The sequence below is a fragment of the Methanosarcina subterranea genome, from assembly GCF_055385895.1.
Window position 1 is genome coordinate 3,456,388 of sequence record NZ_AP042426.1, and the last position, 24,752, is coordinate 3,481,139.

Sequence of the window (24,752 nt, forward strand, 5' to 3'; positions counted from 1 at the left end):
GAAGTATCAATCTGTTTGATCAAAATCCGAAAGATAAAATCAATACTCAAATTAAGGCAAATTTTGCCGGAACTTAAGAGTATAAATATCTCGCATTTTATAGCTCATGCTGACTTCACAATTGAGAATTTGCCTTAAAATCTTCACAATTGTGAACTGATGTGGAATTTGGATAATTTTCTAGTAGAGGAATATTAATGACAAGTTATGCTGAAACTGTTGCGGCAAAGTGCATCGAATGTGGTCAGTGTATTGATGAATGTGATTTTCTAATCGCATATGGAAAAACACCAAAAGAGCTGGCTGATGAAGCATTGAATACGGGTTTTTCCAATAATCCTATCCTGCCTTATTCGTGCAATATCTGTGGATACTGTCAGAAACTTTGCCCTGAGAATCTGAATCTTGGACTTATGATAATGGAAGCCCGCGGGAAACTCGTCTCAAAGGGAACTGGACCACTTCCCGGTCACAGGCCTGCAATAGATGGGCAGGAATTTTACTTATCAGAAAGCTTCAGGATCATCTCTGCAGGTAAGGGGACAGAATCCTGCGATGCAGTTTTCTTTCCAGGATGCGCGCTTTCTGCATATTCGCCGGATCTTGTCAAAGCAGCATACTCACATCTTACTACACAATATGCCAATCTTGGGATAGCACTGGGCTGCTGTGGGGGACCATCAGTGTTGATTGGAAAAACTGACTATGCTAACCAGATAACAGAGCAACTTGAGCAAGATATAAAACGTCTGGGAGCTTCCAAAATTATTGTAGCTTGCCCATATTGTTACAAACGTTTTTCTGAACAATTGACTGATGTCAAGCCAGTCTCTCTTTATAATGTGCTTTCTGAAACTGGTGCTAAATTTCCAGAAAAGGGAAACAATACTTACACTATTCATGATCCATGCTCTGCACGCGGTCATCCCGAAATTCAGGATGCAGTGCGTTCTTTGATTTCTAAAGCAGGGTACATGGTTCAAGAACATGTCCACACCCGGGATAATACCCATTGCTGCGGAATGGGTGGAATGGTATTTCTAGCGAATGCAGATGTCGGTGCAGCAAAAACAGAACGGACAATTCGAGAATCTTCCCACGATCTGGTTACCTATTGTGCAACCTGCCGAGATATATTCTCCGGTCAGGGAAAAAAATGTGTCCATCTACTTGATCTATTATTCGGCAAAAATCCGGCTGAACAGGCAGCAAAAGCTCCCAATCCTCCGGAAATTGCAACGGAAAATATGAAAACTTTGAACCAGTGGGCAAGAAATTTAGCGAAGGAAATAGAGAACGAGTCAGTTTTGAGCCCGTGGATAGACGATTTAACGGAGGAGGTAAAGCATGAGTCTAAATAATCAACCTGTTCGTGGAATCATTCCAGTCCTTTGTGTTATCATCTCTTCAATAATCTTTATTGGAATCGGTCAGGAAACTTTTGGCATTAATCCGGATATGCTCAGCGTATATGCCTTATTCTTCGTTTGGACTGCATTTCTCGTTTCGCTTGCTGGAAACTGGCCACTGGAGAATGTAAGACAACCTCTAAGGGGAATTACTTATCTGGTTATCTGCCTGGTGGTCGGAGTATTGCATCCACTGGTTATTTCATGGCTTGGATATGGACCTGAAACCTATTGGTCACTGATCTCTAACCTCTTCCTTGGAATTGGAATCATTATTGCCTTTGATAATCCTTTTGTTAATGGTTTTTCTCAACCTAAATCTGTTTTTTTCAACGCTCTTTTCTGTTATGTTTTCGCCATAATCCTCATGGTAGGATTAGGCTTTGTTCCATCTATCTGGTTTGCGATGTTTGTTTATTACTTCTTCTGGGTAGAGAAATGGCCATTGCAGCAGGTAACCCAGCCAGTGAAGGGAATTCTGGCTTTCACCGTTTTAGGATTCCTGAGTCTTATTTTCTGGCAAGCCTACAGCATAGCAGGCACGAGTTTCTTTAAGCCTGAAGGAGGATTGTTCTTTGTTCTTTTTGTATGGTGGCTCGTCATGTTCTCATGGAATCTGGAAACATGGCCTGCACAGAAGGTTGCTCAACCAGTAAAAGGGATTATTGGTCTTATCATATCCCTGGTTTTGACAGGCCTATCATATGTAGTAATCTTGAAGATTTTGGGGATTGATCCGGGCACTGCTGGAAGTATAGTTTGGATCTTTGTCTCCTGGCTCTATACCTGGGATATCGTCCTTGCCAAATGGCCAGCAGATCAAAGCTCGGGGTTGAATCAAAGTTCGGAACTGGCAGAGCCTGCCACGGCATAAATGGGTTTGCCTCCTATGGAGGCCCCATAATCTTCTACCCATAACTCTTGAGATTTGTAATTTACAGAAAAATCTGTATATTGCCCATATTCCGATTATCTTTCCTTTGATTTTCTTTTCAGCCCTCCCCAATTTCACTATTCAACCGCTCATGTCATTTTTTTCATTCTAATCACATGCCATAGCCATTCTTCTAAAAGTTAACTTAAATAACAGAGCCTTATAGAAAGCTCTCAGAATTGAGATCACAGCCTATACTAAACATCCTTAACTATTGATTTGTTGAAGTCTTCAAAACTTCTTTTTTTGCCGCAAAAATTCGGATAATGAGAAACTAGATCACATTTTTGCTTAATTCCCGATTTATATATCCACCGATCTCAATTAGACGTAGTGATGCCAGAAGCAGAACATAAAGGAGACGAATTCATTAAGAAAAAAAGGTCTCCTGCGGAGTAATATTAATGTCAGGAACAGAACTTACTGAAAATGAACTTATCGAGGAAAGAATCGACCTATCACGGGCCACATGTCCCAACAGAGAACAGAGGGCAAACGGCATAAATGTCTGGTATGGAAAAGCAAGCGACCTTGCAAAAGAAGCCCGTTCAGGCTGCCTGAGGCAGAGAGAGAGGAATTTCCAGCAGTCCAGTGGTTGTGTTCTGAACTTCTACCTTTCAGTAAGGATCGGAACAGTCCGTGATGCTGTAGCTATATACCATGCACCTGTAGGTTGCTCATCTTCAGCTCTTGGATACCGTGAACTCTACAGGCATGTGCCTGTTGAACTTGGCCGCCCTGCCAATTACGATCTTCACTGGATTACGACAAACATCGGGGAAAAAGATGTGGTTTACGGTGCAGGCGAAAAGTTGGGCGCAGCAATACTCGAGGCTGAAAAGCGGTACAATCCGAAAGCAATCTTCATACTTACATCCTGTACCTCAGGAATAATCGGAGAGGACATAGAAGGCGTTGTTGCAAAATTCCAGCCGCAGGTAAAAGCAACAATAGTCCCCATCCATTGTGAAGGCTCACGCTCAAAGCTTGTCCAGACAGGCTACGATGCCTTCTGGCACGCAGTCCTGAAATACCTTGTCAAAAAGCCGGAAAAGAAGCAGAAAGATCTGGTAAACGTAGCAAGCATGCTGTCCTACACATGGCAGGACAGGCTGGAAATAAAGCGCCTGCTTGGAAAGGTAGGTCTCAGGGTCAATTTCGTCCCTGAATTTGCATCTGTAGAGCAGTTTGAACAGCTTTCCGAAGCTGCGGTTACAGCACCATTGTGCCCGACCTATACCGACTATCTCGCCCGCGGGCTTGAACAGGAATACGGAATTCCTTATTTCCTTTACCCATCTCCGATGGGAGTTGCCCATACAGATGAATGGCTCAGGGAAATTGCAAGACATACAGGAAAAGAAAAGGAAGTAGAAGCCCTGATCAAAGAAGAACACGAAAAGTGGCTTCCAAAACTGAAAGCGATCAGACACGAATTTGAAAATTTCAAAGGCAATGGAGAGAAAATAGAAGTGCTGGGCGCACTCGGGCAGGGAAGACTGCTGGCTCAGGTCCCGTACTTTGAAGAACTTGGTCTTAAATCTTCAGCTGCAATGTGCCAGGACTTTGACAACCTCATCCTCAAGGACCTTGAAAAATTGCTCACTCAGATGGGAGACTTTGACATCCTGGTAAATACATTCCAGGCTGCAGAACAGACGCACATAACAAATCAGCGGGATCCAGACATCGCAATGACCTGCCCGTTCCAGGGAGGTGCATTTAAGCGTGATAAAGGTGTGACCAGGGTACATGCCTTGAGGTCTGATCCACATCCATGGAGTGCCCAGAGCGGCTATACGGGAGCGATTGCATTTGGAAACTTCCTTTTGCAGTCATTGAAAAGCCATTCGTATCAGAGAACAATGAAAGAAAAAACACAGAGCACATACAAAGACTGGTGGTACAAACAGCCTAACTCATTGTATTATCTTCAAGCAGAGGACTGAATAAGGAATGAATCAGGTGTAATTATGGTAATAAGTGAATCTTTAGAGTCAAATAATCACATATTAGGTGCTATCGAAGCACCTCGCTACTCCTGTGCACTCGGAGGAGCATATTCAACCGCAGTAGGCATATTTGGAGTTGTTCCTATACTTCATTCAGGGGCAGGATGTGGAATTGGACAGCTCTTCGGCCAATTTTACGGAGGAGGCCAGAACGCCGGAGGCCCTTACGGAGGGACAAGCACTCCCTGTTCCTCTTTAGTTGAAGAGCATGTTATTTTCGGCGGCGAGAAAAAACTTGCAAATCTTATCGAGACAACGGTAGAACTTGTAAATGGAGAGCTGTTTGCAGTCATTTCCGGCTGTGTTCCCTCACTTATAGGAGATGATGTTGGATCGGTTATCAGGAGGTATAAAGAAAAGAACCCTGACGTTCCGATCATACATGTGAATACCTCAGGGTTTGCAGGAACATCATATGATGGCTACGAGTACTTCTTTGATGCTGTAATCGACCAGCTCCTCGAAAAGATTCCGAAAGAAAAAGGACTGGTAAATGTATTCGGTATAGTCCCTTCCCAGCATATATTCTGGAAGGGGGAAGCGAGAGAGATAAAAACGCTTCTTGAAAAAATAGGCTTGAAGGCAAATCTGATCGTAGGAGAGTTTGATGCTCTTGAGAACCTGAAAAAAATTCCGGCTGCCGAATATAATATTGTCCTCTCAAGTTGGATCGGGCATAAAACGGCAAAGAAACTGGAGGAAAAATTCGACACCCCCTATATTTCTTTCCCCGGAGTCCCTGTAGGACCAAAGCAAACCTCAGAGTTTCTGAGAATTATAGGAGAAAGGCTAGATGTTCCATCTGACATTATTGAAGATCTGATTGCCAGAGATGAAAGGCGAGCGTACAGATTTGCAGAATATATTGGCGACATACTTTTGATCGTCAGACCACATCCGTATCTTGCGGTTGTTGCCGATAGTAATTCGGCTGTAAGCATCACAAAATACCTTGCAAATGAGGTGGGATATCTGCCTGACATTGTCCAGATAACGGATAATCCACCTGCGGAGGCCCGTGAATTAATAAATGAGGAGCTGACAACTGGCCTTGAAACTCCTGCGTGGCCCGAGATAATTTACGAAGTTGACGCATACAGGATTCGGCAAAATTTGAAAGATAGGAATTTCTTATTCCTGCTTGCGAGTTCTCTCGAAAGTAATATCGCCGGCCCTGAATTCAATGCCATACATCTGACGGTTTCATTCCCGTCATACGACCGCGTTGTGCTTGAGCACAGTTACGCAGGATTCAGCGGAGGGCTTACTTTACTGGAAGACATTATGAGTAAATATGCAGGGCCTCTGTGATTATTGCTGTAAATACTGCCTCTATGAATATTACCTCCATGAGTAATTTCTCTATGAGTGGATCTAGCTTCCTTTTTCCACTCATTTTCGAATTAAGATTCTCACACTCCTTTTTTAAAGATGGCAATAATATGCTCGGGTACGAACAATGATAAGCCCACAAGGCAGGCCCTAATGGATTTATATGTCTATTGAGCCTGTCTTCCCAGAGCCTGAGATATTGGAAAAGCGAGTACTTCTTTGTGATCAAGATGAAACTATTGATGTTCGATACTGATGAGTTCTGGTATAAAACGTTCAGCAAAACCGTGGACTCTGCTGAAACATATGACGTTGAAAAATCCACAACTGATTCTCTTGTCATTTTTATTAACGTTGAGAAAGAAGATGAGGATCAGAAAGACAGGGTTGTTAAAAAAGCTGTAAATAATATCAGTTGGCTGGCCAAAAAAACAGGCAGAAATAAGGTGGTCCTCCATTCTTTCGGACACCTGTCTGAGAGTAAGTCGAGTATTGAATTTGCTGAAGATGCAATTAGAACAATCAGGGACAGGCTAAATGCAAAGGGATTTGAAACTTCGATGACACCATTTGGATATCTATTCGAGTTTAAAATCCACGTGAAGGGAGAGTCGCTGGCAAAGGTATGGAAATCAATATAACTCTAAAATGAGACAAAAATTGTCAGGATTCCTGCAATAATATTTCGAGCTTTTGAATTCTATCGAGTTGCTTGAACAGATAACGGTTATACTCCAGGTCTGAGTCTATCTTTACTCTGACTTCTTCCCTTGAAGGGTGCATGATCCAGTTTCTGAATTTATCAAGTCCTCCGAACTGCTCAACATCTCTTATTGACAAACTGTGTTTTTTCTTAAAAACATCATAATTTTTCAGGGCTACAAGGTAATCGTAAAAGCTGCATTCTTCAAAAACAGAGAGTTCGTACATCTTATTTTGTGATCTGCATTTAGGTTTTGCAAGTTCTATAAATTCGTCTTCGGACATTCTTTCCTTGAAAAATATCTTCATCTGGTTCTCCAGCCTGTAGAGCAGTAGATAGAAGAACATCCTCACAGCCCCTTTCCTTAAGTCTGCAACAGTAACTATCCCTACAATCTCAGCATGGGTTACAAAGAAAAAGGAGTTTTTGTCCAGCATTTTGATTAAAGACATTATATCCAGGTTTTTTGAAACCATCTTATTTGGCAGTATATAGTACTCTCTTGAACCCTTACTATCGTAATATCTAAGGATTGAGCCATCTTCATTTTTAATGGGAAAGATAGTTATTTCTTTATGAAATTTTGAATCTTGAGGATGGAAATAAAATTCCTCTTTTGGGGTCATTATTTGTTCCACAGTTAAACTTTTGTGGATTTGTTCAAAAATTTCGTCGTTCACCTGAACCACCCAGTATTATTGACACCATTTATGGTGTAGTGCACCTCATAAATGGAAAATCTACTGTTTTATCAAATTTATAGTGCACTCATGAATTGAAATCAAAATCTTATGGGTACGACTCGATTTTATCATTCTGTTTTTTTACCATTTTGTATGCGTCTATTACTGCAAATATCCAGATAGCGGGAAATGTGAGAAATCCAATAATGAGAGCCATCAAACATAAGCTAATCCCCAGCCCCGCAAGTAATGCAAATCCTCTAAGTAGATCACCTGCATAGACATGGCCGAGTCCCGGAATTATGAGAGATAATAAAGCGGCAAGCAAAGGACTTTTTCTTTTGCCTCTGATTTTTTCTATGCTGCATCCAGAGCGTATTCCTGCCTCCGGATGAATCTCCGAATCTGTATCGAATGTTTTGTTATATACTTCTTCCATTGTATTTGCTCCACGGTTAATCTACTAAATAATAATATCTGTTCGATCGGGGCGTTGCCAAATATAGCTACTGGTATTTATGAGACTACTCAGCATCATTGCCAGCACTTTACACCAAAAAAACGTTTCAGAGATAAAAATACAATTTTTTTTGGAATAAGTGGTATCTTAAATTATGGGATAAAAAATGTCTCCAAGGTATTTAAACAGAGAAAAGCAGGCACATTTTGCCGTAAAATGTGGGTTTAAATATTTACAAGTGTTATTGTAATTGTCAAACTACAGAGGATTTTAAAATAGATAAAGATGTGAAATAGCAGGTAAAAGTATGAACATAAAAGAGTTAAAGTCTCGCAAATCAGCTAATCTTCATGTTTTGAATGCAATAGAATCTTTATCCTCCAGCTATTGTTGTTGATTTAACTCGTCTCCACCATCCTCCTTTTTTTCTTTCTGTCATTACTGAACTAATCTGCCCAACCATTACTCTTCCCTGAATCTCAAGGCAGCTACAAGTAAAGAATATTTTTTGATAGTTATCGGCTCTAAATATCTGAATACTGGCTATTTATTGTGCAATCTCAGTGATATATCTCAATTTTTACAATAAAATGTAAAGGAGTGACTCAAATGGCAAAAAGTATCTACAAAAGTATTTACAAAAGCACAGTTCCTGTGAGAGATGATCGGTTGAACACCACAATCACCTATGGTGGAACTGCCAGTGAACTTGTGAATTTAACAACACGGAAGTGTTTGAAGGCAAAAGACCGGGCATTCTCCCAGACAACTTTCTGTCAGGAATGGCTCGCAATATTCACACTGGCAACCATAAAAGATGCAGTTGTAATTACTCATGCGCCTGTAGGATGTACCAGCTCACTGCCTTTCATTAATATATTCAGCCGCTTCGGACAAATTCTGAGGGGAGAAACCCCATTAAATGTAAAATGGATTTCTACAAACCTTGCCCATGTAGAAGCCATTCATGGAGGAGAGGACAAACTTAAGGAAGCAATCTTGGAGGTAGATAAAAGACACAATCCGAATGCTATTTTTGTATTCTCTTCATGTGTTTCAGGGATCATCGGGGAGGACATTGACGCTATAATAAAACGAGTTCAGGGAGAGGTATCTGCAACAGTAATCCCCGTATACTGTGACGGATTTAAATCAAAGGTATGGGCGTCCGGATACGATGGGTCATTCCAGGGAGCTTTGAATCATCTTGTCAAGAAGCCTAAAAAGAGAAGGAATGATTTAATCAATGTGATAAATCCGCTTACAGTCGGAAGACTTGATGAAGTTGAAATCGAACGACTTCTGGCCAAATTAAAACTTAAAGCAAATTTCATCCCGAACTTCACCACTACGGAAGTTATTGGAAAGTCATCAGAAGCAGCTCTCACTACAAGTATGTGCCCAACGTTCAGCGAGTACTTTGCAAAATCATTAGAAGAACGCTTCCAGGTACCTTATACTCAAAAAATAATGCCAGTTGGCCTTGATAATACAGATCGGTGGCTTAGAGAGATAGGGAAATTACTTGGGAAAGAAGATGAAGTGGAAACGGTCATAAAAGCGGAAAGAGAAAGAGTAGAGCCAGAGATCGAAGAACTTAAAGAAAAGCTTGCGGGAAAAAGAGCATTCGTAAGTGCAGGACAATCAAGGGCAGTAGGAATTCCAAACCTTCTTGCAGATCTTGGGATGGATATTGTGGGAGTCACCGCATATCACTATGACGAAGTAATCTTCGAAAGTTTTGCAGATTTAGAGAAGAGATGTGGAAACTTCTGTATCAATATTGCAAATGTACAGCCGTTTGAGCAAACAAATATACTAAATAAAGAACAGCCTGATTTCTATTTCGGTCACGTTGGGGAATCAATCTGGGCTGCAAAGCAGGGATTCCCTACAGCTATGATTTACAATTTATCAGTCATCTTTGCTGGTTATAATGGCGTAATATCGTTCGGAAGTAGAATTCTTAACTTGCTCAACAATCCCTCATTTAGTAAAAAGCTTGCCGAACATTCAAAGCCGATTTATCGTGAAAGCTGGTTAAATGAAAATCCATTCAAGTACCAGAAAGAGGAGAATTAAAATGAGCAATATTATTGAAGCACCACGGTTTTCATGTGCTCTTGGAGGTGCTTTAAGCACTATTACAGCTATAGAAGGCCTTGTTCCGATTATTCATGCCGGACCGGGATGCGGTGTTCAGTTATTTTACGGACAGAGCTTTTCCGGAGGTTTTAGAGGATCCGGGTGGATTGGGGGAGTGAGCGTCCCAAGTACAAACACCTATGAAAAAGAGGTTGTGTTTGGAGGAGAAAAACGGCTAAAAGAGCAAATTGAGAAAACAATCGAGCTTATTGAAGGAGATAAGTATGTGGTACTTACCGGTTGTACTGCGGAACTTATTGGGGATGATGTAAACTCTGTATTACGTGAATTTAGAAATAAGTCAATTATCTACGCTCAGACTGCAGGTTTCAAGGGTTCAAGCTATGTGGGTTATGAAATTCTGCTGGACGCATTCATAGATCAGCTAGTGGAAGAAAAGCCCAGAGAAGAAAAGCTTGTCAATATATTTGGAATAGTGCCTTCTCAGGATGTGTTCTGGGAAGGAAACCTTGCCGAGGTAGAACGGATACTAAATGGCATTGGTCTGGAGGTTAATACGCTCTTTAATGGAAAGAAAATTGAAGATTTGTCGTCTGCTGCTCTAAATATTGTTTTATCTCCCTGGACAGGTATCAAAGCAGCTGAAAAACTGAAGGATCGATTTGGGACTCCTTATATTGCTAATCCGCTTCCTATAGGAGTTACTGAAACAAATTTGTTCCTGGAAAAGGTTGGTGCTGCATTAAAAATAGATATTAGCGATTTCACGGCAAAGGAAGAGGAAAAAACCTACAAATCTATTGATAAAGTTGCAGATTTTATCGTGGATTTTGATGTACAGCTCCGATTTGCAACTATTACGGACTCAAATTATGCAATAGCTCTCAATAAGTTTCTTGTAAATGAGTTCGGATGGATTCCTTCACTTGCCCTTATAACGGACGATGTGCCGGAAGATTATATAGATTATATTAAAAAAGAACTCAGTTTCAAGAATAATCTGTCCCCAGAAGTCATATTTGAATCGGATTCCGGAAAAATCTGGGAAGCTATTGAAAAAGAAGCCCCGAATTTCATATTTGGTAGTTCGCTTGATAAAGATCTTGCAGCAAAGCTTGGCGCAACAAAACTAAGTATATCTTTTCCTTTTACGGATAGAATCGTGATTGATAGGGGGTATGCTGGATACAGAGGCGCAATAAGCCTTATAGAAGACGCCTTAAGTGAATTTGTAGCTCCACTTTAAAACTGAGTAATAATTGGTACTCAAAATAAAATCTATTATCAAATTCACTTATTTTATTTATTTTTTTAAAACTGGAATGTTTTTGAATTTATCCTACATTCGGCAGCAAGCACATCCTAACATCTAAATATCCTTGATTGTTATTTTTTGAAGGCTTAATAAAAAATCAGTATCATAAGGACTATACATCAAATCCGATTTGTCATTTCTCTCATTTGTTGGAAATATATATTAATGATGTTATGGTTAACATTTAGTAATTTTTGATTTAAATTGAATTTTAAAAGTTCTGAAAAAAACGATCTCAATAGAAAAATTGAATGGATTTTTATGTCGACCTGCCGAAAGCAGGTTTATAGTAATTTAAGATAAAAGCTCAAAGCTAATTATTAATTTCAGTCAAATCCGATTAAATCCGATGAAGTGAATAATTTTCATTTATTGTAAATGATCCGGATTCTGTGACCTTTTTTTGCTTTGCAACAAAATCTGCTGGCTCAAATTCAGGTCTTAATAAAATAGTTAGATACAAATAAACAGTTATTTTTCTCAGCCAAATTGGACCGAAAGCATTGAAACCGAACCGCCATCAAATCCTTTAACTGGAAAACTGACCTTCTCATCCCCCTTTCGGCAACCTGCAACATAGAGTAAAGGTAAATAATGATCCGGAGTAGGAATGGAAAGAACTGCATCCTTTCCGAGGGCCATATAGTTGATGAGAGGATCATCGTTTGCATCCAGAAGCGATTCTTTCACTATTTTTTCAAACCGAACAGCCCAGTCAAAGGGCTCAACAGGGCGCTGGCTCCAGCTGTAAGCGTGCAAATTATGCACCAGGTTACCACTCCCGATAATGAGAATACCCTCCTCTCGCAAAGACGCAAGCATTTTGCCAATCTTATAATGAAACTCTGGAGGTTTTGTCCAATCAATGCTGAGTTGCACGACAGGAATATCAGCATCAGGATAGATATGGCAGAGAACTGACCAGGTTCCATGATCCAGTCCCCATTGATTATCAAGGCTTACTAAATTCGGAGAAAGTAAGGCCAGGATACGGTTTGCAAGGATCGGGTCTCCGGGAGCAGGGTAGGTAACCTGATAAAGATCCTCTGGAAATCCGGCAAAATCATGGATTGTTCTGGGTGCAGGCATCGCAGTTACGGAAGTTTGCGGGATGTACCAGTGAGCAGAAATAGACAGGATAGCTTCAGGCCGCGGGATCTCGGCTCCTATGCGAGCCCACGCTTTAGTATAATCATTATCCTGTAGCGCATTCATGGGATTGCCGTGTCCCAGGAAAATAACTGGCATAATTTCGGGCATTTCTTAACCTCAATATTTAATAGCAAGGGCTTAAGCTCGCATTCATCATTCCCATTTTTCTCATTATTCATCCTTATCTCTGAATTGATTCTTATCTCTGAATTGATTCTTATCTCTCAATATGGCTACCGTCACAGAAAGGCTTGTTCTCCGATTTTCCGCACCTGCAAAGAGTTACACGGTTCCGAATTTCGTACAGTTTGCCATCTGCGGATTCTATAGGAATGCCGCCGCGTACCCAGAGAGGGCCTTGTTCGTGGCGCGGGGGAGACTCAACAATAACAATTGACTTCTCAAATTCAGGCTCAATTGCCTTTCCAGTAGCGTTGTCGATGATCACCAGTCTCCCGGAAGGGCAGTTGCAAGTTTCTTCAATGGCTGTATCCCTTGCCTCAGGATTATCGGATTGTTGGACAAGGTTCCATGTTCCTCCTGCCCGTACACAGAATCCAGCGTGGACACAGAGGTGTTTATTATCGGTCAGAGTTAGCACAGGGCCAGGGATAACATCCGCACCTTCGCTAAAGGATTCATTGTCTCCTGCTTCTGTTCCGTCAAAGTGAATCTTTGTGTGTGTCCCGTCACAGAAAGGTTTGTGTTCTGAATGACCGCAACGGCATAGAGTATACCGTTCCTTCAAAGGGTATCTTTTGATTTCCCGCCAGTCTCTGCAGTAGCCTTCTTCATCATTGCAAATCTCTGAAACAATAAGTGGAACTCTACCTGTCACGATATATGGGCCATTCCTGCTCACAGTAATCTTCATGGAGTTTTCCGGAATTTTTGGTTTTTCTTCAATTTCATTTGCCATGGTTAATTATATCCCCTTTTAAATTAAGAAAAATTCCTGTGTTATGATTTTCAATAACTACTGACATAATATATATGTGAAAATGCATTATGAGGTTTACCACTCGTTTTTCTGTATTGTCACGCTCGACAACGGAGAGCAGCTTGTCACGCAAAAAAGAAGAAGCAGTGCCATAAGTAAAACCAGAGCTAAGAGAAATAAAGCTCTAAAGCACTTTAGTTTTATATTATTTCAGTTCTCTGGGCTGTTTGTTTTCAGGCAGCTCCGGCAGGGGCATGGTATTGATCAGGATAGGGCTTTCGACCTCTTTTGCCCTTTCGGCCACAAGTTCTTTTCCTTTCTGGGTAAGGGCGAAAAGCGGAACTGCAGTCCCTACCTGAGCGAGAGGTTCTGCAAGATCTCTCATAAACTTTGAAGCGCAGCTGGTTGTGATATCGACATTTTCCAGAAGTGTCTGAGCTTCTTCCCGGCTGATACCTGTTACATGCACGCCAATTACTATCAGATCAAGTCCCAGTTCAGCTTCAAGCTTCCTCAAGTCTTTTGCTGTTTCAGCGAAAGGAACGGTAACTGCGATTCTTTTGTACCCGAGTTCGGCTGCCTCTTTCACGCCTGCAACAGAATCAAGTTTTGCAGTTAAGGAGTCAAGCACAATTCCCCCACGTTCGGTAATCCCTTTTATTATGCCTTCAATTGGTTCGGTTTCAACGAGCCCGGACATCCTGCCTCCCATACCCTGGACAAGGGCAGGGTTGCTGGTTATGACAGTTCCTGCACCGTCACAGGCGGTCACTGTTGTGTCAAGCAGCCCCCTGCGAAGCCCGGTCATCATAACTTCGGTAGCTCCAAACCCTACAAAATCCTCGAGTTCCAGCCGGCGTTTATCAGTAAATATTCCAAAATCACTGATTCTGAACTCCATGTTTTTCTTGACTTCTTCCGGAGTTATCTTCTGTATTCCGCGCACCTTGGCAAATATAGGACACCACTGGACTTCAGGTTCTCCAACTTCGACAACCTTCCCATCCTTTACTACTACTCTTGTTTTCCCCATTAATTCCATTATATGTGGCATGTTATACCTCTAAACTTAAAGAAGACTCAAAATTACCTGGTAGATCTTACCAGCCGCGTTCCTGAAGGGCTTCCTGCGCAGGAATCATATCTGCACTGATGCCTTTCATCCCTGCACCCACGCCTTTTGAGATCTCGGCAAGTTTTGCAGGGTTGTCGTAGTTATTTACTGCTTCAACAATTGCTTTTGCCATCTTTTCCGGGTTTTCGGCTTTGAAAATGCCTGAACCTACGAAGACCCCGTCAGCTCCAAGACGCATCATAAGAGCTGCATCAGCAGGGGTTGCAACTCCACCGGCTGCAAAGTTCACCACAGGCAGGCGCTGCATTTTAGAGGTTTCAACTACAAGTTCGATCGGGGCTTCTATTTCCCTTGCGACCATTATAAGTTCTTCTTTGGTCTTGCCTGCAAGGGCGCGGATTTCGCCCTGAATCTGCTTCATATGCTTTACTGCCTGGCTGACGTCGCCTGTACCGGCTTCTCCTTTTGTCCGGATCATGGCTGCGCCTTCATTGATCCTGCGGAGGGCTTCTCCAAGGTTCCTTGCTCCGCAGACAAAAGGCACGGTAAACTGTGTTTTGTCTATGTGATAGAAGGGATCGGCAGGAGTAAGGACTTCGGATTCGTCTACCATATCAACGCCGAGTGCCTCAAGAATTTCGGCTTCGACAAAGTGCCCGATCCTTGCTTTTGCCATAACAGGGATAGTAACCGTATCAATGATCTGCTGTACTATTTCGGGATCCGCCATACGGGCAACCCCGCCTGCCTTTCTGATATCTGCAGGGACAGCCTGAAGAGCCATAACAGCAACTGCTCCGGCTTCTTCTGCGATCCTGGCCTGTTCGGGAGTAGTCACGTCCATGATCACACCTCCCTTTTGCATACGTGCAAAGCCTCGCTTGATAAGTTCGGTCCCATGTCTCAATTTTTCAAATTCCATGAATGTCATCCTCTTTGTTTGAAAAAATTAAAACGAATTTGCGATGAGCAATATCTCATCAAAAAATAAAAAAAGGTTTCTTCTTTCGATTTTTCTGTTCTGAAATCTGTGCAGGTTACACATTCTCAAGAGCCTGCTTAAGGTCTGAGATTATATCCTCTATATCCTCAATGCCCACGGATAGGCGTATGTAATCCGGCTTGACGCCTGTTGCTTCCTGTTCCTCTGGGGTCAGCTGCTGGTGGGTTGTGGTCGCCGGATGGATGACAAGGCTCTTTGAATCACCAATATTAGCAACATGGGAAAAGAGCTTCAAAGAGTTAATAAACTGTTTTCCTGCTTCTGCACCGCCTTTCACGCCAAAACCCAGCAGTGCACCATAACCGCCTTTGAGGTATCTGGTTGCAAGCTCATGGCTTGGATGGTCCGGCAAACCGGGATAATTAACCCATGAAACCTTGGGATGTTTTGACAGGTATTTTGCCACCTTAAAGGCGTTTTCAGAGTGCCTCTCTATTCTCAGGTGCAGAGTCTCAAGTCCCTGAAGCAGCAGGAATGAATTGAAAGGTGAGATAGCAGCACCTGTGTCCCTGAGGAGTTGAAGCCTTATTTTAAAAACGAGGGCTACATTTCCAAGTCCCGGGAAATTTGAAAAAGTATCCCAGTATTTCAGGCCGTGGTAACTTGGATCAGGATCCGTTAGTTCCGGAAACTTGCCGTTGTTCCATGCGAACTTTCCTGAATCGACTATCGAGCCGCCAATTGAATTTCCGTGCCCTCCTATGAACTTGGTTGCAGAATGCACAACTATATCAGCTCCGTAGTCAATGGGACGGACAAGCCCGACAGCACTTGTATTATCCACAACAAGCGGGACTCCTGCTTCGTGGGCAATCTTTGCAATCGCCTCAAAATCCGGAACATCAAGTTTCGGATTCCCTACTGACTCGATATAAACAGCCCGGGTTTTATCCGTGATAGCCTGGCGGTATGCCTCCAGATCAGTCGAATCTACGAACATAACTTTCCTTCCAAATTTGGGAAAAGTATAATTGAAAAGCTCATAGGTCCCACCATAGAGGTTATTGCCGGATACGATTTCATCCCCTACACGGGTAATCGCCAACAGGGCATAGGTTATTGCTGCCGAACCGGATGCAACTCCAAGGGCTCCGGTCCCGCCTTCAATGGCAGCTATGCGCTGTTCGAACACATCAGTGGTAGGATTCATTATACGGGTATAGATATTGCCAAGCTCTTTGAGACCAAAAAGATTAGCTGCGTGGTCTGTGTCCCGGAAAACATATGACGTTGTCTGGTATATTGGTACTGTACGTGATCCTGTGGCTGGATCAGGACTCTGTCCAGCATGAAGGGCAAGTGTTCCCAGTTTATAGTTATTTGTGGCCATTAGAATAGTCCCCTTTTTATCTGAATTTTTTAATCTGAAGTTTCTTTTTGTTTGAAATTACTTTTTTACCTGAAGCTCGTATTTATTCGCGATATCCTGAAATGTATCCACTACATAGCGAACTTTCTCCCAGGAAAGCCCATATGTGTTCAGTTTCCAGATGCGTGTAGCTCCTGCAAATTCTCCTACAATGCCCTTGCCTGAGAGTTCGTCTGAAAGGAAGAAACCTCTGCGCTTATGGTTCTGCGCTATTACATCGAAGTTGCTAGTGGTATCAACTTTTGAAAGGGTGTGTTTTCTCGGGTACTCTGAAACAACTTTGCTGCCTTCGATAGCAAGTAAACCATCAATCAGATAGTTCGACTTTTTCAGCTCATCTTCCCAGTTCTTTACTCTCTCCCTTACAGCAGGGAAAGAAGCCATCATACCCAGCAGCGTCGATCCCATAAGTGTGCAGCCGAGCATCTCTACTTCTTTTACACCAAATTTTCGTTTGGTGAGGTCTCCAGTCATCTGGGTTGTACGGAATATCTTCGGAGCCCACTCTTCAGTTGTTGCCAGCACTCCTGACGGTGCAGGTGATGCCATGCTTTTGTGGCCCGAACCCACGACAAAATCCGCACCGATATCCTTTCCATCTACTGGCCTGACCCCCACGGTATATGCGCCGTTATACAGGAGGGGAATATCATACTGGTGTGCAACTTTTGCAATGCCTTTTACATCATGTTCATTGGCATATTGATAGTCGAAATGGTCAATCATCACCAGTACTGGCAGTTTGCCTGTTTCCTGCTTGACGGCTTCAATCTTCTCAGCTGTAGCATCTGCCGTTACGATCTTTTTCTCGTTTAAGGGCACTTCCCTTACTATTCCGCCTGCTTCTTCGACAGCGAGAAACTCGGTATAGTGAGCCAGGGCCGAAACCAGGACAGAATCCCCTTTGTTTACCAGGGTAGATGCCACTGCCTGAAAACCACGCCTTGCACCGGGCACTACGCGAGCTACGTCCATGTTAACAAAGCTGGCTAGCTGTTCATGAAACGGGGCAATAGGCGGGTTGGTGATTTTGTCCAGCCTGAAAGGTTTGCGGCAGGCATCACAGGTAGAGTAGCCGTCCCCATATGCTATGAGGGCTTTTCGTGCTTCCGGTGTAAGCCTTCCAGCTGCCTGGATCGGCTGTATATTAATGTGTGTTTCTTCTCTTGACCGGATATCAATATTATCAGCTATTTTCCGGACTTCCGGGGTTCCGGTACTGTTTTCTATATCGTCCAGAATTTTTCGGACTTTGTTCACTCCTTCTTTAATGGAATGTTCTTCTTCAGGGGTTGTGATATTTGGAAGGGTTTGTCGGAGGGTCTCCCGAACATCCTCAAGGGCAAAAAGTGCCTCAAATGTTTTTTGTGTTCTTATATCCATGAGATTACCTCTAAGCTGAAACCCGGAATCGAACCGGGATGTAATGGATTTGCAGTCCACCGCGTAGCCATTCCGCCATCTCAGCATTCATAGAATTAGAATTGCTGTTTTTGTGCCCGCATACCGCAGATATTCACAATTGTGGGTCTATTCCTATTTGCCCGATACAGCCATTCTGGCGAGTTAGGTTTCAGAATCTGCCTGAGAAGCTGTATTGAGAAGAACGGTGTTTTTCGTTAGCCTCTGCAGAAAGCGGGTTATGTAATGTTGTCTGTTCGTCTACGACTTGTGTTTCGATACATCTAAAAGTTTTCTTGGTGTGTAATGAAAACTTTTAAGCCAGAGCCTGGAATCGAACCAGGATTAATGGATCTGCAGTCCATTGCGTAGCCTTTCCGCCACCCTGGCACTAACTAATCACAATTGTGAATTGGCAACAGATCATACTCATTTTTGGTATTTAAAACTATTTTTTAAGGCAAAATGTGACTCAGTTCCAAAATCTAGTGATCTTTTCATTTTTTGATTGAAGTCTAGAATTTCCAAGAAGAATTCAGTCTTCAATCAAACTCAATATTCGGGATCTCCGGCATCAATCAATCGGCCACATTCAAAGGATTATAGCTATTATCAAAATCTAGTGCATCGATTCCAAAATAAATTCCTTATTTAATGGAAAAATTCGTGATCTTCGGATCTATTCAAAAATCAAGTTTTATGAACCGACTTCGGAATCGCAGTACTAGTGATTTTTAATTTTACGTTCATCACTAGATTTTGGCATTGTGTCCAAAATGTGTCATTTTTAACAATTAGACCCTGAAGTTTTCATACCTAAAAGTTTTCTTTGTGTGTAAAGGAAACTTTTAAGCCAGAGCCCGGAATCGAACCGGGATTAATGGATCTGCAGTCCATTGCGTAGCCTTTCCGCCACCCTGGCACAATCATTCACAATCGTGAACTGCCAAGATCTTACTATACAGTATTAATATTTAAATTTATGTTTTAAGGCAAAAAGAGATTCAAATATTTCTGCTGATTGATATTAGGAGGTTCAAATGCACATATACTGTTAATAGATTCTCAGTATGATTTGCTGTGAAGCAGGACTATACTGCCACCATGAATATCCAGCCACTGAAATATATTCACCTTTAAAAAGAGAAGTTTTTTCCTCAAAATTACCTGCTGGCAGTTATTTATTCTGCAATAAAAAAGAAAAGGAGGTTAGAGCTTTACAAATGAGCTCAATCAACAACAGTAGGATGATTTTGAGGCTTCAGTTAGATGCGGAATCAGAGGAAGGGGTGATGTGCGACCAGACACCATAATGAAGTTCCCATATGACCCTGTATCCCTTTTAGAATCCATTGTTAGCTGTCCGCACATATTGACCCCTGTTCCTGAAATGCGATCCATATCGAATACTTTCCATAGCCGGGATTTTCCTTTTTCAAAGAAATCACCTGTTACTTTCTTGAGTTGAACAAATTCCCGTTCAATCGGTTCCTGAGGGTGAGTTCTAGCTTTATCAAGCATGTACTCCACTGCAAGAAGTACATGTCCAGTTATACGCAAAGTGAAATACAGTTCGATTAGATTAAGAGCCTCCCATATTATTTCGACTGTAAGCCCGTCATCGAGGGCTTCCCAGATCGAGGATATAGTCCTTTGATCCGTCAACGATGTCTCCTTTCATACTTTGACCTTTTTAAATTCATATTTTTGCCTTCTTTAAATTCTCATTTTCACCTGTTTTTTTGTCTGTTCTGCTAAACTCCTGTTTCTTTAAGGTTTAAGAGGACTTCCGGATGCAGAGACAAAAACACTCAAAGTGTTATCTGTCCTCTGAATACATGGAATCCTCCAAGCCAGGACCCGGACTCGAACCGGGATGAATGGGTCTGCAGTCCACTGCGTAGCCTTTCCGCCACCCTGGCACTACCAATTCACAATCGTGAACCTGCAACAGATCATACTCACCTTTAATATTTTAATATATTTCTTAAGGCAAAAAGTACCTGAAAATTATCTGTACCCGGCGATTAAGGATAGAAATTGCCTGCTTACAAAAAATATTTGAGCATTTTCTGCCACTTCAACATGAATTCAAAATCAGAACAGGAACTAAGAGGATTCGGAACTGCCGAATCCCAATTATTCACTGGCAGATATATTCTTTAAAGCTTCATCAATAAAGTATGGAGCTTCTATCGCCTTGATGCCTTTTTTTCTTAATTCTTCCTGCGGCCTGCTGCCAATTCTGGAGCAAAGCAAAACCTTACAGTCAGAGATCAAAGAAATTGCCCTGCCCAGGACATCATCTGCATGCCCCTCATCCGCCGAGCCGCACACAGGTATAGTCTCCCGTACTTCCAGGAATTGTATATTTTCACCATCAACCTCAAATATATAGAAACGAGATGCTTTTCCAAAATGCTGATTGACAACCTTACCGTCACTTGAAACAACAGCGACTTTCATCTTTAATCTCCATTTGTCCTTATTAATTTCCATTTAGTCCTTATTAAATATTTAGCAAAGACTTGTTTTTTTATTAATTTGTTGGTTTATATGCATCAGTAAGATAGCTGGAAAAGAAATGAGAGATTAGTAAAAATTAGAGGGGACAATCCCAATTTTTGCATTAGTCGCTATTTTATATAAAGCCTTCAAGCTTGAATACTTTTTATTCTCCAGAGTTACGCTATAGTAGGGTACCAGTTTGGGGGAAAAAGCCATGATAAACTCTGCAAACCTTGGAATATTTCCTGCCATTACATTCATGTATTCAAAATTTCTGGACTGAAGGTCAAGAAATTCATTGTAATAGAGAAGGGCATTTGTTCCTCTCAGGCTAAAAGCCGGATCCCGGGCAGAGGACCAGCCAATTGTGCTATTCTTTCCGTAAAGAGTCAGATGTGCTGCAACTGTTTCTCCTTCAGGAGTTTCGGAAACAAACATATAACCAATGTCCTTTTTCCTGAACAGCTCGAATACCTTTTCGAAAAACTTCCTGGGTAATGGTATTTTCAGGTTCTGTCTCTCGTATACTTTGGAAAGCAGCCCATAATATGTTTCAGGATTGCTCCATTTTCTTGTCTCGAGTCCTGCTCCGGTTGCGGATTTAAGATCTCTCCGGACCGTCCTTGAAATATTGTCATTCACGTCTTCTTTAAGATCCAGGTAATGGGTATAGTGAACCTTTGAATCCCACCCATTCCATGTAAATGGTCTGATATCCTCAAATCCTGGAGAGAATTTTAGGTGAATACTGTCAAAGCCCTGCGAGCAGAGGAATTCTCTAAGGGAGTTAAGAATTTCGTGGTTTTCCTGAACTCGTCTGCTTGTTTTAGAGCTTGAACTTTCATTTATAAGAGGCCCGCAGTAGTCAGTCATACTGGATATCGAAGATGCCACTTTGAGAATTCCTTTGAGGTTCTTAACAAAAACGGGGCATCCTCCCACAAGCTCATCATTTCTGAAACAACCATAAATCCTGACATCTCTTAAAAGGACATCCCTGTAGATCTGCAGCCAGTCGCTTGTGTGGAAAGGCGTACCTGGCTGGTTCCTTTCTACAAGCGTATCCCATTCTCTGAATTCGGATGGCGCTAATTCTCTAACTTCAATTTCATTCATTTCAAGCCCAGCATAAAATAGGTGATTGTTCTTTATCTGCAACGAATACGGTACTTACACAGTGAGATGTACCTGTTTTGAACTCAGCTGCGTAAGACTTAGCGTGAAAAATTTCACGGCTCTTAATTGATCCCCACGGTTTTTTCGTGAGCAGTTACCATATCATCCAGTTTCATCACAATATTCCCATCAGAAACCGTGTAAGGGATACTTTCCTTGGGGAATGACACACAGCCTCCTCCGATACCCGTTCCTTCTGAAGCGTCAAAAACGGTGCCACATGAGTCACATACAAGAGTATCCTTATCAAGGCTAAATCCTATTGAATTGCATGGAGGGCATACATTGGACCTGACAAATATCTCATCATTAAATTTGTATGCCATAACCGCGATTTCCCCGCTGTCAGTATTTACTTTGAAATGAACATTTGTGTTTTCTTCTACAGAACTGAGTGGAATGGATACATGGTCTGCACTGGTTTCAGCTGTAATCCAGGTAGCTTTTACAGGGCTTGCATTAGCTTTACCCGAAGATCCGACATCCGTACATCCTGCTGCCACGAGGGACACTGCAATTGCTAACAAAACCATACCGGTTAATTTTATGTTCATTTTTTCACTCCGCTATGTTCCCATCTTTTAAATATACAATACGATCAGAATAAGCTGCAAGTTCCCTGTTGTGAGTGACCATTATGACGGTCATCTCTCCTGCGAGGGATTTCAGTAAAGAGATTATCATTGAGCCTGTGTTTGCATCAAGCGCCCCTGTGGGCTCGTCTGCGAGCAGAATTTTCGGGTTCATAACAACAGCTCTGGCAATTGCAACCCTCTGCTGTTCTCCTCCGCTCAGCTCTACCGGTTTATGATGCATCCTGTGAGCCAGCCCTACTCTTTCAAGAGCGCTTTTTACAGCACCATCGTCTTTGTCACCTGCAAATACAAGCGGCAGAGAAACATTTTCATAGGCTGTAAGGGAAGGAATAAGGTGGAATTGCTGGAATACGAACCCAACGGTTCTGCGCCTGAAATCGACAAGTTCTTGCTGGGACTTTTTTGTGATATCGGTATCTTTGATGAGGATGCTTCCACCAGTCGGTCTGTCAAGCATCCCTATAATGTTCATCAAAGTGGTTTTTCCGGAGCCTGACTGTCCCATAACGGACACGAACTCTCCTTCTTTGATTTCGAGGTTAATTCCGTGCAGAACTTCTACCTCGTTATGGCCAAGCCTGTATTTTTTTGTCACATCTTTGACCTGAATCAGGTTTTCAGTCATTTTTTCAATCAGGTTATCTGACAGTCTTTCAGGATTACGGGATATTTCAGAAATTTCAGGATAATCAGACACTTCTCAACACCTCCGCAGGGTCAACTCCGAGAGCTCTTTTTGCAGGAATAATAGAAGCTACCATTCCAGTAACTATACAAATTCCGGCAACACCAGGCAGGATCTCCCACATTGGAGAAGGCGATACTGAGACCAGCATGGGTGCAGCAATTGCTGAGGCTGCCGTTCCAATGGCAAAACCGATAGTTCCACCGATTATTCCTATAATCGCTCCTTCAAAGAGAAGCATAGAAACTACCTGTCTGTTGCTTGCTCCGACTGCGCGCATAATTCCTATTTCTTTTAGCTTTTCATTTACTGATGCGAGCATCGTGGATGCGACAGTTAACGTGCTTACGAGAAGGGTAATTATTGATACTGCCATTGCCGAAGACTCGGTATGCTCTACCACCGCCATTTCAGTTTCTACAATCTGGCTCATGGATCTAGCTTCAAGTCCGGGAAACACTTCCTCTATCTGCCTGCTTATTTCTTCAACAGGACAGTCATTACACAGTGCCCTTACCTCCAGGCTGCTGACTTTTCCTTCTTTTGAAAGCAGTTGTTGGGATGCTGCAAGAGGAAGAATGACATATCCATCTTCATTGCCGCCTGTACTTTCTATTACACCGGCAACCTGAGCGTCAATGGAAATATCACCCTGGCTGAGAGTTATCTGGGAGCCTTCTTTAAGTCCAAGGGGACCGGCTATATCCGAGCCAACCATTACTTCGGTTTTCTCAGAGTCCTCAGAGGTATTTGCAGCCATCCAGTGCCCCTGGATTTTCCACCAGGGCTTGAGTGTTTTTTCCTTTTCAGGATCCACACCCATTACAACTACGGAAGAATCGCCAAGTTCTGCAACCCCATACAATCTCGGGGCTACAACTGCAAGGTTACTGTTATTCTGGATAGTATGAATTTTAGGAATTTCCGATTCCTCAATATAGTTCTCTCCCGTAGACAGAGAACCAATAGAGGTTGAACCCGCCACGAGCGGAATGTTTGTTACTTCGGGCCTGACTATGATGTTTGCACCAAACTTATTTGATTCCTCATAGAGACCGTCAGTTGCTGCGGAGAATGTGGTGACCACAGCTACTATTGCTGCAGCAGCCACTACTACACTCAGCACTGCCAGACCAAGTTTTGTTTTTCTGCGGGATATGTCTTTTAAGACCAACGTATGTAAACGCATTTTAAATCCTCAATACTGCTCCCGATTCTCTTTCAATGGCTTACCTTTCAATTTTCACATTGAATCGAAACTAAATTTAATCGGATACCATGTTGAATCGAATATCATGTTGAATGGAATTTACTATACACCTGATGTAAAGATCTGACTTTACATTGAGTGTAAATGTACTTTAACTTTACGCCAGATGTAAACCAGCTGAGACTAAAAGGACAAATTTTCTTGGACTTAACAGGTCCCGATTGAAAACCAGTATCTTGAAACTCATCACAAGGCTTATATTCGTTTACAGCAGTTGTAAAGCATATGGTTAAGTTAGACCGGATAAATCTTTCCAATGAGGGTTTGACAAAATTTTTCAGCCCCATTGAAGCCCAGATCATGGAGGTTTTGTGGACAGATCAGGAGTCTACAACGCCGGAAATTACTGAAAAAACAGGAATTCCGTTATCAAGCGTTGCAGGGACACTTGACAGGCTTGTAAAAGCCGGTTATGCAAAAAGAACGGTGGATAAAAGCGGCCACAGAGTCAGGTATCTTTACTCTGCAACCGAGTCCATGGACAATACAGCAAACACCATCACAAAAAAAGTACTGGACAGTCTTGTAGATACCTTCGGCAAATTAGCTGTTGAAAATTTCCATACTTATAAAAATAATAAGTGAGCCCCAGAAATATGGTTTTTGAGTGACTTTGAGCAGTG

The 24,752-nt window shown here is 42.2% G+C and carries 23 protein-coding genes and 4 tRNA genes; 8 read left to right on the forward strand and 19 right to left on the reverse strand.

Annotated elements, in window-relative coordinates; translation table 11 throughout:
• Nucleotides 1-197: 197 nt before the first annotated feature.
• The 4 genes from ACZ5A8_RS14975 to ACZ5A8_RS14990 all read left to right on the forward strand — a co-directional run bounded on the left by ACZ5A8_RS14975 (nucleotide 198) and on the right by ACZ5A8_RS14990 (nucleotide 5,666).
• On the forward strand, nucleotides 198-1,361 hold the full coding sequence (locus ACZ5A8_RS14975; RefSeq protein WP_464530019.1) for a (Fe-S)-binding protein: 1,164 nt from the start codon (nucleotides 198-200) through the stop codon (nucleotides 1,359-1,361).
• Nucleotides 1,348-2,283: a hypothetical protein gene (locus ACZ5A8_RS14980; protein WP_464530021.1), complete on the forward strand. Its 936-nt coding sequence runs from the start codon at nucleotides 1,348-1,350 to the stop codon at nucleotides 2,281-2,283. Before ACZ5A8_RS14975 ends, ACZ5A8_RS14980 begins: the two co-directional genes overlap by 14 nt.
• A 464-nt stretch (nucleotides 2,284-2,747) precedes the next feature.
• Entirely contained in the window at nucleotides 2,748-4,292 is a 1,545-nt protein-coding gene (locus ACZ5A8_RS14985) for a nitrogenase component 1 (protein WP_464530023.1), read from the forward strand.
• A 24-nt stretch (nucleotides 4,293-4,316) separates the two neighbouring features.
• On the forward strand, nucleotides 4,317-5,666 hold the full coding sequence (locus tag ACZ5A8_RS14990) for a nitrogenase component 1 (protein ID WP_464530024.1): 1,350 nt from the start codon (nucleotides 4,317-4,319) through the stop codon (nucleotides 5,664-5,666).
• Here ACZ5A8_RS14990 and ACZ5A8_RS14995 read toward each other — a convergent pair.
• Complete coding sequence (locus ACZ5A8_RS14995) at nucleotides 5,638-5,916, reverse strand: hypothetical protein (RefSeq protein ID WP_464530025.1); 279 nt, start codon at nucleotides 5,914-5,916, stop codon at nucleotides 5,638-5,640. The two genes, ACZ5A8_RS14990 and ACZ5A8_RS14995, sit on opposite strands and share 29 nt — an antisense overlap.
• A gap of 13 nt (nucleotides 5,917-5,929) precedes the next feature.
• Here ACZ5A8_RS14995 and ACZ5A8_RS15000 point away from each other — a divergent pair, with 13 nt between their 5' ends.
• A complete protein-coding gene (locus ACZ5A8_RS15000; RefSeq protein WP_464530027.1) occupies nucleotides 5,930-6,328 on the forward strand; it encodes a threonyl-tRNA synthetase editing domain-containing protein in 399 nt (132 codons plus the stop codon).
• A 22-nt stretch (nucleotides 6,329-6,350) separates the two neighbouring features.
• Here ACZ5A8_RS15000 and ACZ5A8_RS15005 read toward each other — a convergent pair whose 3' ends face one another.
• Nucleotides 6,351-6,842 (reverse strand): hypothetical protein, encoded by a 492-nt coding sequence (locus ACZ5A8_RS15005; protein ID WP_464530028.1) that lies wholly within the window; start codon nucleotides 6,840-6,842, stop codon nucleotides 6,351-6,353.
• A gap of 337 nt (nucleotides 6,843-7,179) precedes the next feature.
• Nucleotides 7,180-7,512 (reverse strand): hypothetical protein, encoded by a 333-nt coding sequence (locus ACZ5A8_RS15010; protein ID WP_464530029.1) that lies wholly within the window; start codon nucleotides 7,510-7,512, stop codon nucleotides 7,180-7,182.
• Between the two features lie 630 nt (nucleotides 7,513-8,142).
• Here ACZ5A8_RS15010 and ACZ5A8_RS15015 point away from each other — a divergent pair.
• Nucleotides 8,143-9,615: a nitrogenase component 1 gene (locus ACZ5A8_RS15015; protein ID WP_464530031.1), complete on the forward strand. Its 1,473-nt coding sequence runs from the start codon at nucleotides 8,143-8,145 to the stop codon at nucleotides 9,613-9,615.
• Nucleotide 9,616: 1 nt separating this feature from the next.
• Nucleotides 9,617-10,885, forward strand: a complete 1,269-nt coding sequence (locus ACZ5A8_RS15020) for a nitrogenase component 1 (protein ID WP_464530032.1) — start codon at nucleotides 9,617-9,619, stop codon at nucleotides 10,883-10,885.
• Nucleotides 10,886-11,434: 549 nt separating this feature from the next.
• On the opposite strand, the gene ygiD is transcribed toward ACZ5A8_RS15020, so the two are convergent.
• From ygiD to ACZ5A8_RS15100, 16 genes are all read right to left on the reverse strand, one after another.
• Nucleotides 11,435-12,214: a 4,5-DOPA-extradiol-dioxygenase gene (ygiD, locus tag ACZ5A8_RS15025; RefSeq protein ID WP_464530033.1), complete on the reverse strand. Its 780-nt coding sequence runs from the start codon at nucleotides 12,212-12,214 to the stop codon at nucleotides 11,435-11,437.
• A gap of 109 nt (nucleotides 12,215-12,323) precedes the next feature.
• Complete coding sequence (locus tag ACZ5A8_RS15030; RefSeq protein WP_464530035.1) at nucleotides 12,324-13,025, reverse strand: CDGSH iron-sulfur domain-containing protein; 702 nt, start codon at nucleotides 13,023-13,025, stop codon at nucleotides 12,324-12,326.
• Nucleotides 13,026-13,251: 226 nt separating this feature from the next.
• Nucleotides 13,252-14,100, reverse strand: coding sequence for a methanogenesis marker 8 protein (locus ACZ5A8_RS15035; protein WP_464530036.1), 849 nt, complete (start codon nucleotides 14,098-14,100; stop codon nucleotides 13,252-13,254).
• A gap of 46 nt (nucleotides 14,101-14,146) precedes the next feature.
• Complete coding sequence (gene pdxS / locus ACZ5A8_RS15040) at nucleotides 14,147-15,043, reverse strand: pyridoxal 5'-phosphate synthase lyase subunit PdxS (RefSeq protein WP_464530038.1); 897 nt, start codon at nucleotides 15,041-15,043, stop codon at nucleotides 14,147-14,149.
• A 115-nt stretch (nucleotides 15,044-15,158) separates the two neighbouring features.
• Nucleotides 15,159-16,454, reverse strand: a complete 1,296-nt coding sequence (locus ACZ5A8_RS15045; RefSeq protein WP_464530039.1) for an O-acetylhomoserine aminocarboxypropyltransferase/cysteine synthase family protein — start codon at nucleotides 16,452-16,454, stop codon at nucleotides 15,159-15,161.
• A gap of 57 nt (nucleotides 16,455-16,511) precedes the next feature.
• Entirely contained in the window at nucleotides 16,512-17,876 is a 1,365-nt protein-coding gene (gene pscS, locus ACZ5A8_RS15050) for an O-phospho-L-seryl-tRNA:Cys-tRNA synthase (RefSeq protein WP_464530040.1), read from the reverse strand.
• Nucleotides 17,877-17,889: 13 nt separating this feature from the next.
• Nucleotides 17,890-17,961 (reverse strand) — tRNA-Cys (locus ACZ5A8_RS15055).
• Between the two features lie 252 nt (nucleotides 17,962-18,213).
• A tRNA-Cys gene (locus tag ACZ5A8_RS15060) sits at nucleotides 18,214-18,284 on the reverse strand.
• Nucleotides 18,285-18,745: 461 nt separating this feature from the next.
• A tRNA-Cys gene (locus ACZ5A8_RS15065) sits at nucleotides 18,746-18,816 on the reverse strand.
• A gap of 311 nt (nucleotides 18,817-19,127) precedes the next feature.
• Nucleotides 19,128-19,559, reverse strand: a complete 432-nt coding sequence (locus tag ACZ5A8_RS15070; protein ID WP_464530042.1) for a hypothetical protein — start codon at nucleotides 19,557-19,559, stop codon at nucleotides 19,128-19,130.
• Nucleotides 19,560-19,745: 186 nt separating this feature from the next.
• Nucleotides 19,746-19,816, reverse strand: a tRNA-Cys gene (locus ACZ5A8_RS15075).
• 217 nt (nucleotides 19,817-20,033) lie between these two features.
• Nucleotides 20,034-20,360 (reverse strand): NifB/NifX family molybdenum-iron cluster-binding protein, encoded by a 327-nt coding sequence (locus ACZ5A8_RS15080; RefSeq protein ID WP_464530043.1) that lies wholly within the window; start codon nucleotides 20,358-20,360, stop codon nucleotides 20,034-20,036.
• Nucleotides 20,361-20,486: 126 nt separating this feature from the next.
• Nucleotides 20,487-21,518: a GNAT family N-acetyltransferase gene (locus ACZ5A8_RS15085; protein WP_464530045.1), complete on the reverse strand. Its 1,032-nt coding sequence runs from the start codon at nucleotides 21,516-21,518 to the stop codon at nucleotides 20,487-20,489.
• A gap of 122 nt (nucleotides 21,519-21,640) precedes the next feature.
• Nucleotides 21,641-22,132, reverse strand: a complete 492-nt coding sequence (locus ACZ5A8_RS15090; protein ID WP_464530046.1) for a Fe-S-containing protein — start codon at nucleotides 22,130-22,132, stop codon at nucleotides 21,641-21,643.
• A 4-nt stretch (nucleotides 22,133-22,136) separates the two neighbouring features.
• Complete coding sequence (locus ACZ5A8_RS15095) at nucleotides 22,137-22,871, reverse strand: ABC transporter ATP-binding protein (protein ID WP_464530048.1); 735 nt, start codon at nucleotides 22,869-22,871, stop codon at nucleotides 22,137-22,139.
• Entirely contained in the window at nucleotides 22,864-24,048 is a 1,185-nt protein-coding gene (locus ACZ5A8_RS15100) for an ABC transporter permease (RefSeq protein ID WP_464530050.1), read from the reverse strand. Before ACZ5A8_RS15100 ends, ACZ5A8_RS15095 begins: the two co-directional genes overlap by 8 nt.
• Nucleotides 24,049-24,354: 306 nt before the next feature.
• Between ACZ5A8_RS15100 and ACZ5A8_RS15105 the strand changes: the two genes are divergently transcribed.
• Nucleotides 24,355-24,714 carry a BlaI/MecI/CopY family transcriptional regulator gene (locus ACZ5A8_RS15105; RefSeq protein ID WP_464530051.1) on the forward strand — a complete coding sequence of 120 codons (360 nt, stop codon included), beginning with the start codon at nucleotides 24,355-24,357 and terminating at the stop codon, nucleotides 24,712-24,714.
• The last annotated feature ends 38 nt before the right edge of the window (nucleotides 24,715-24,752 follow it).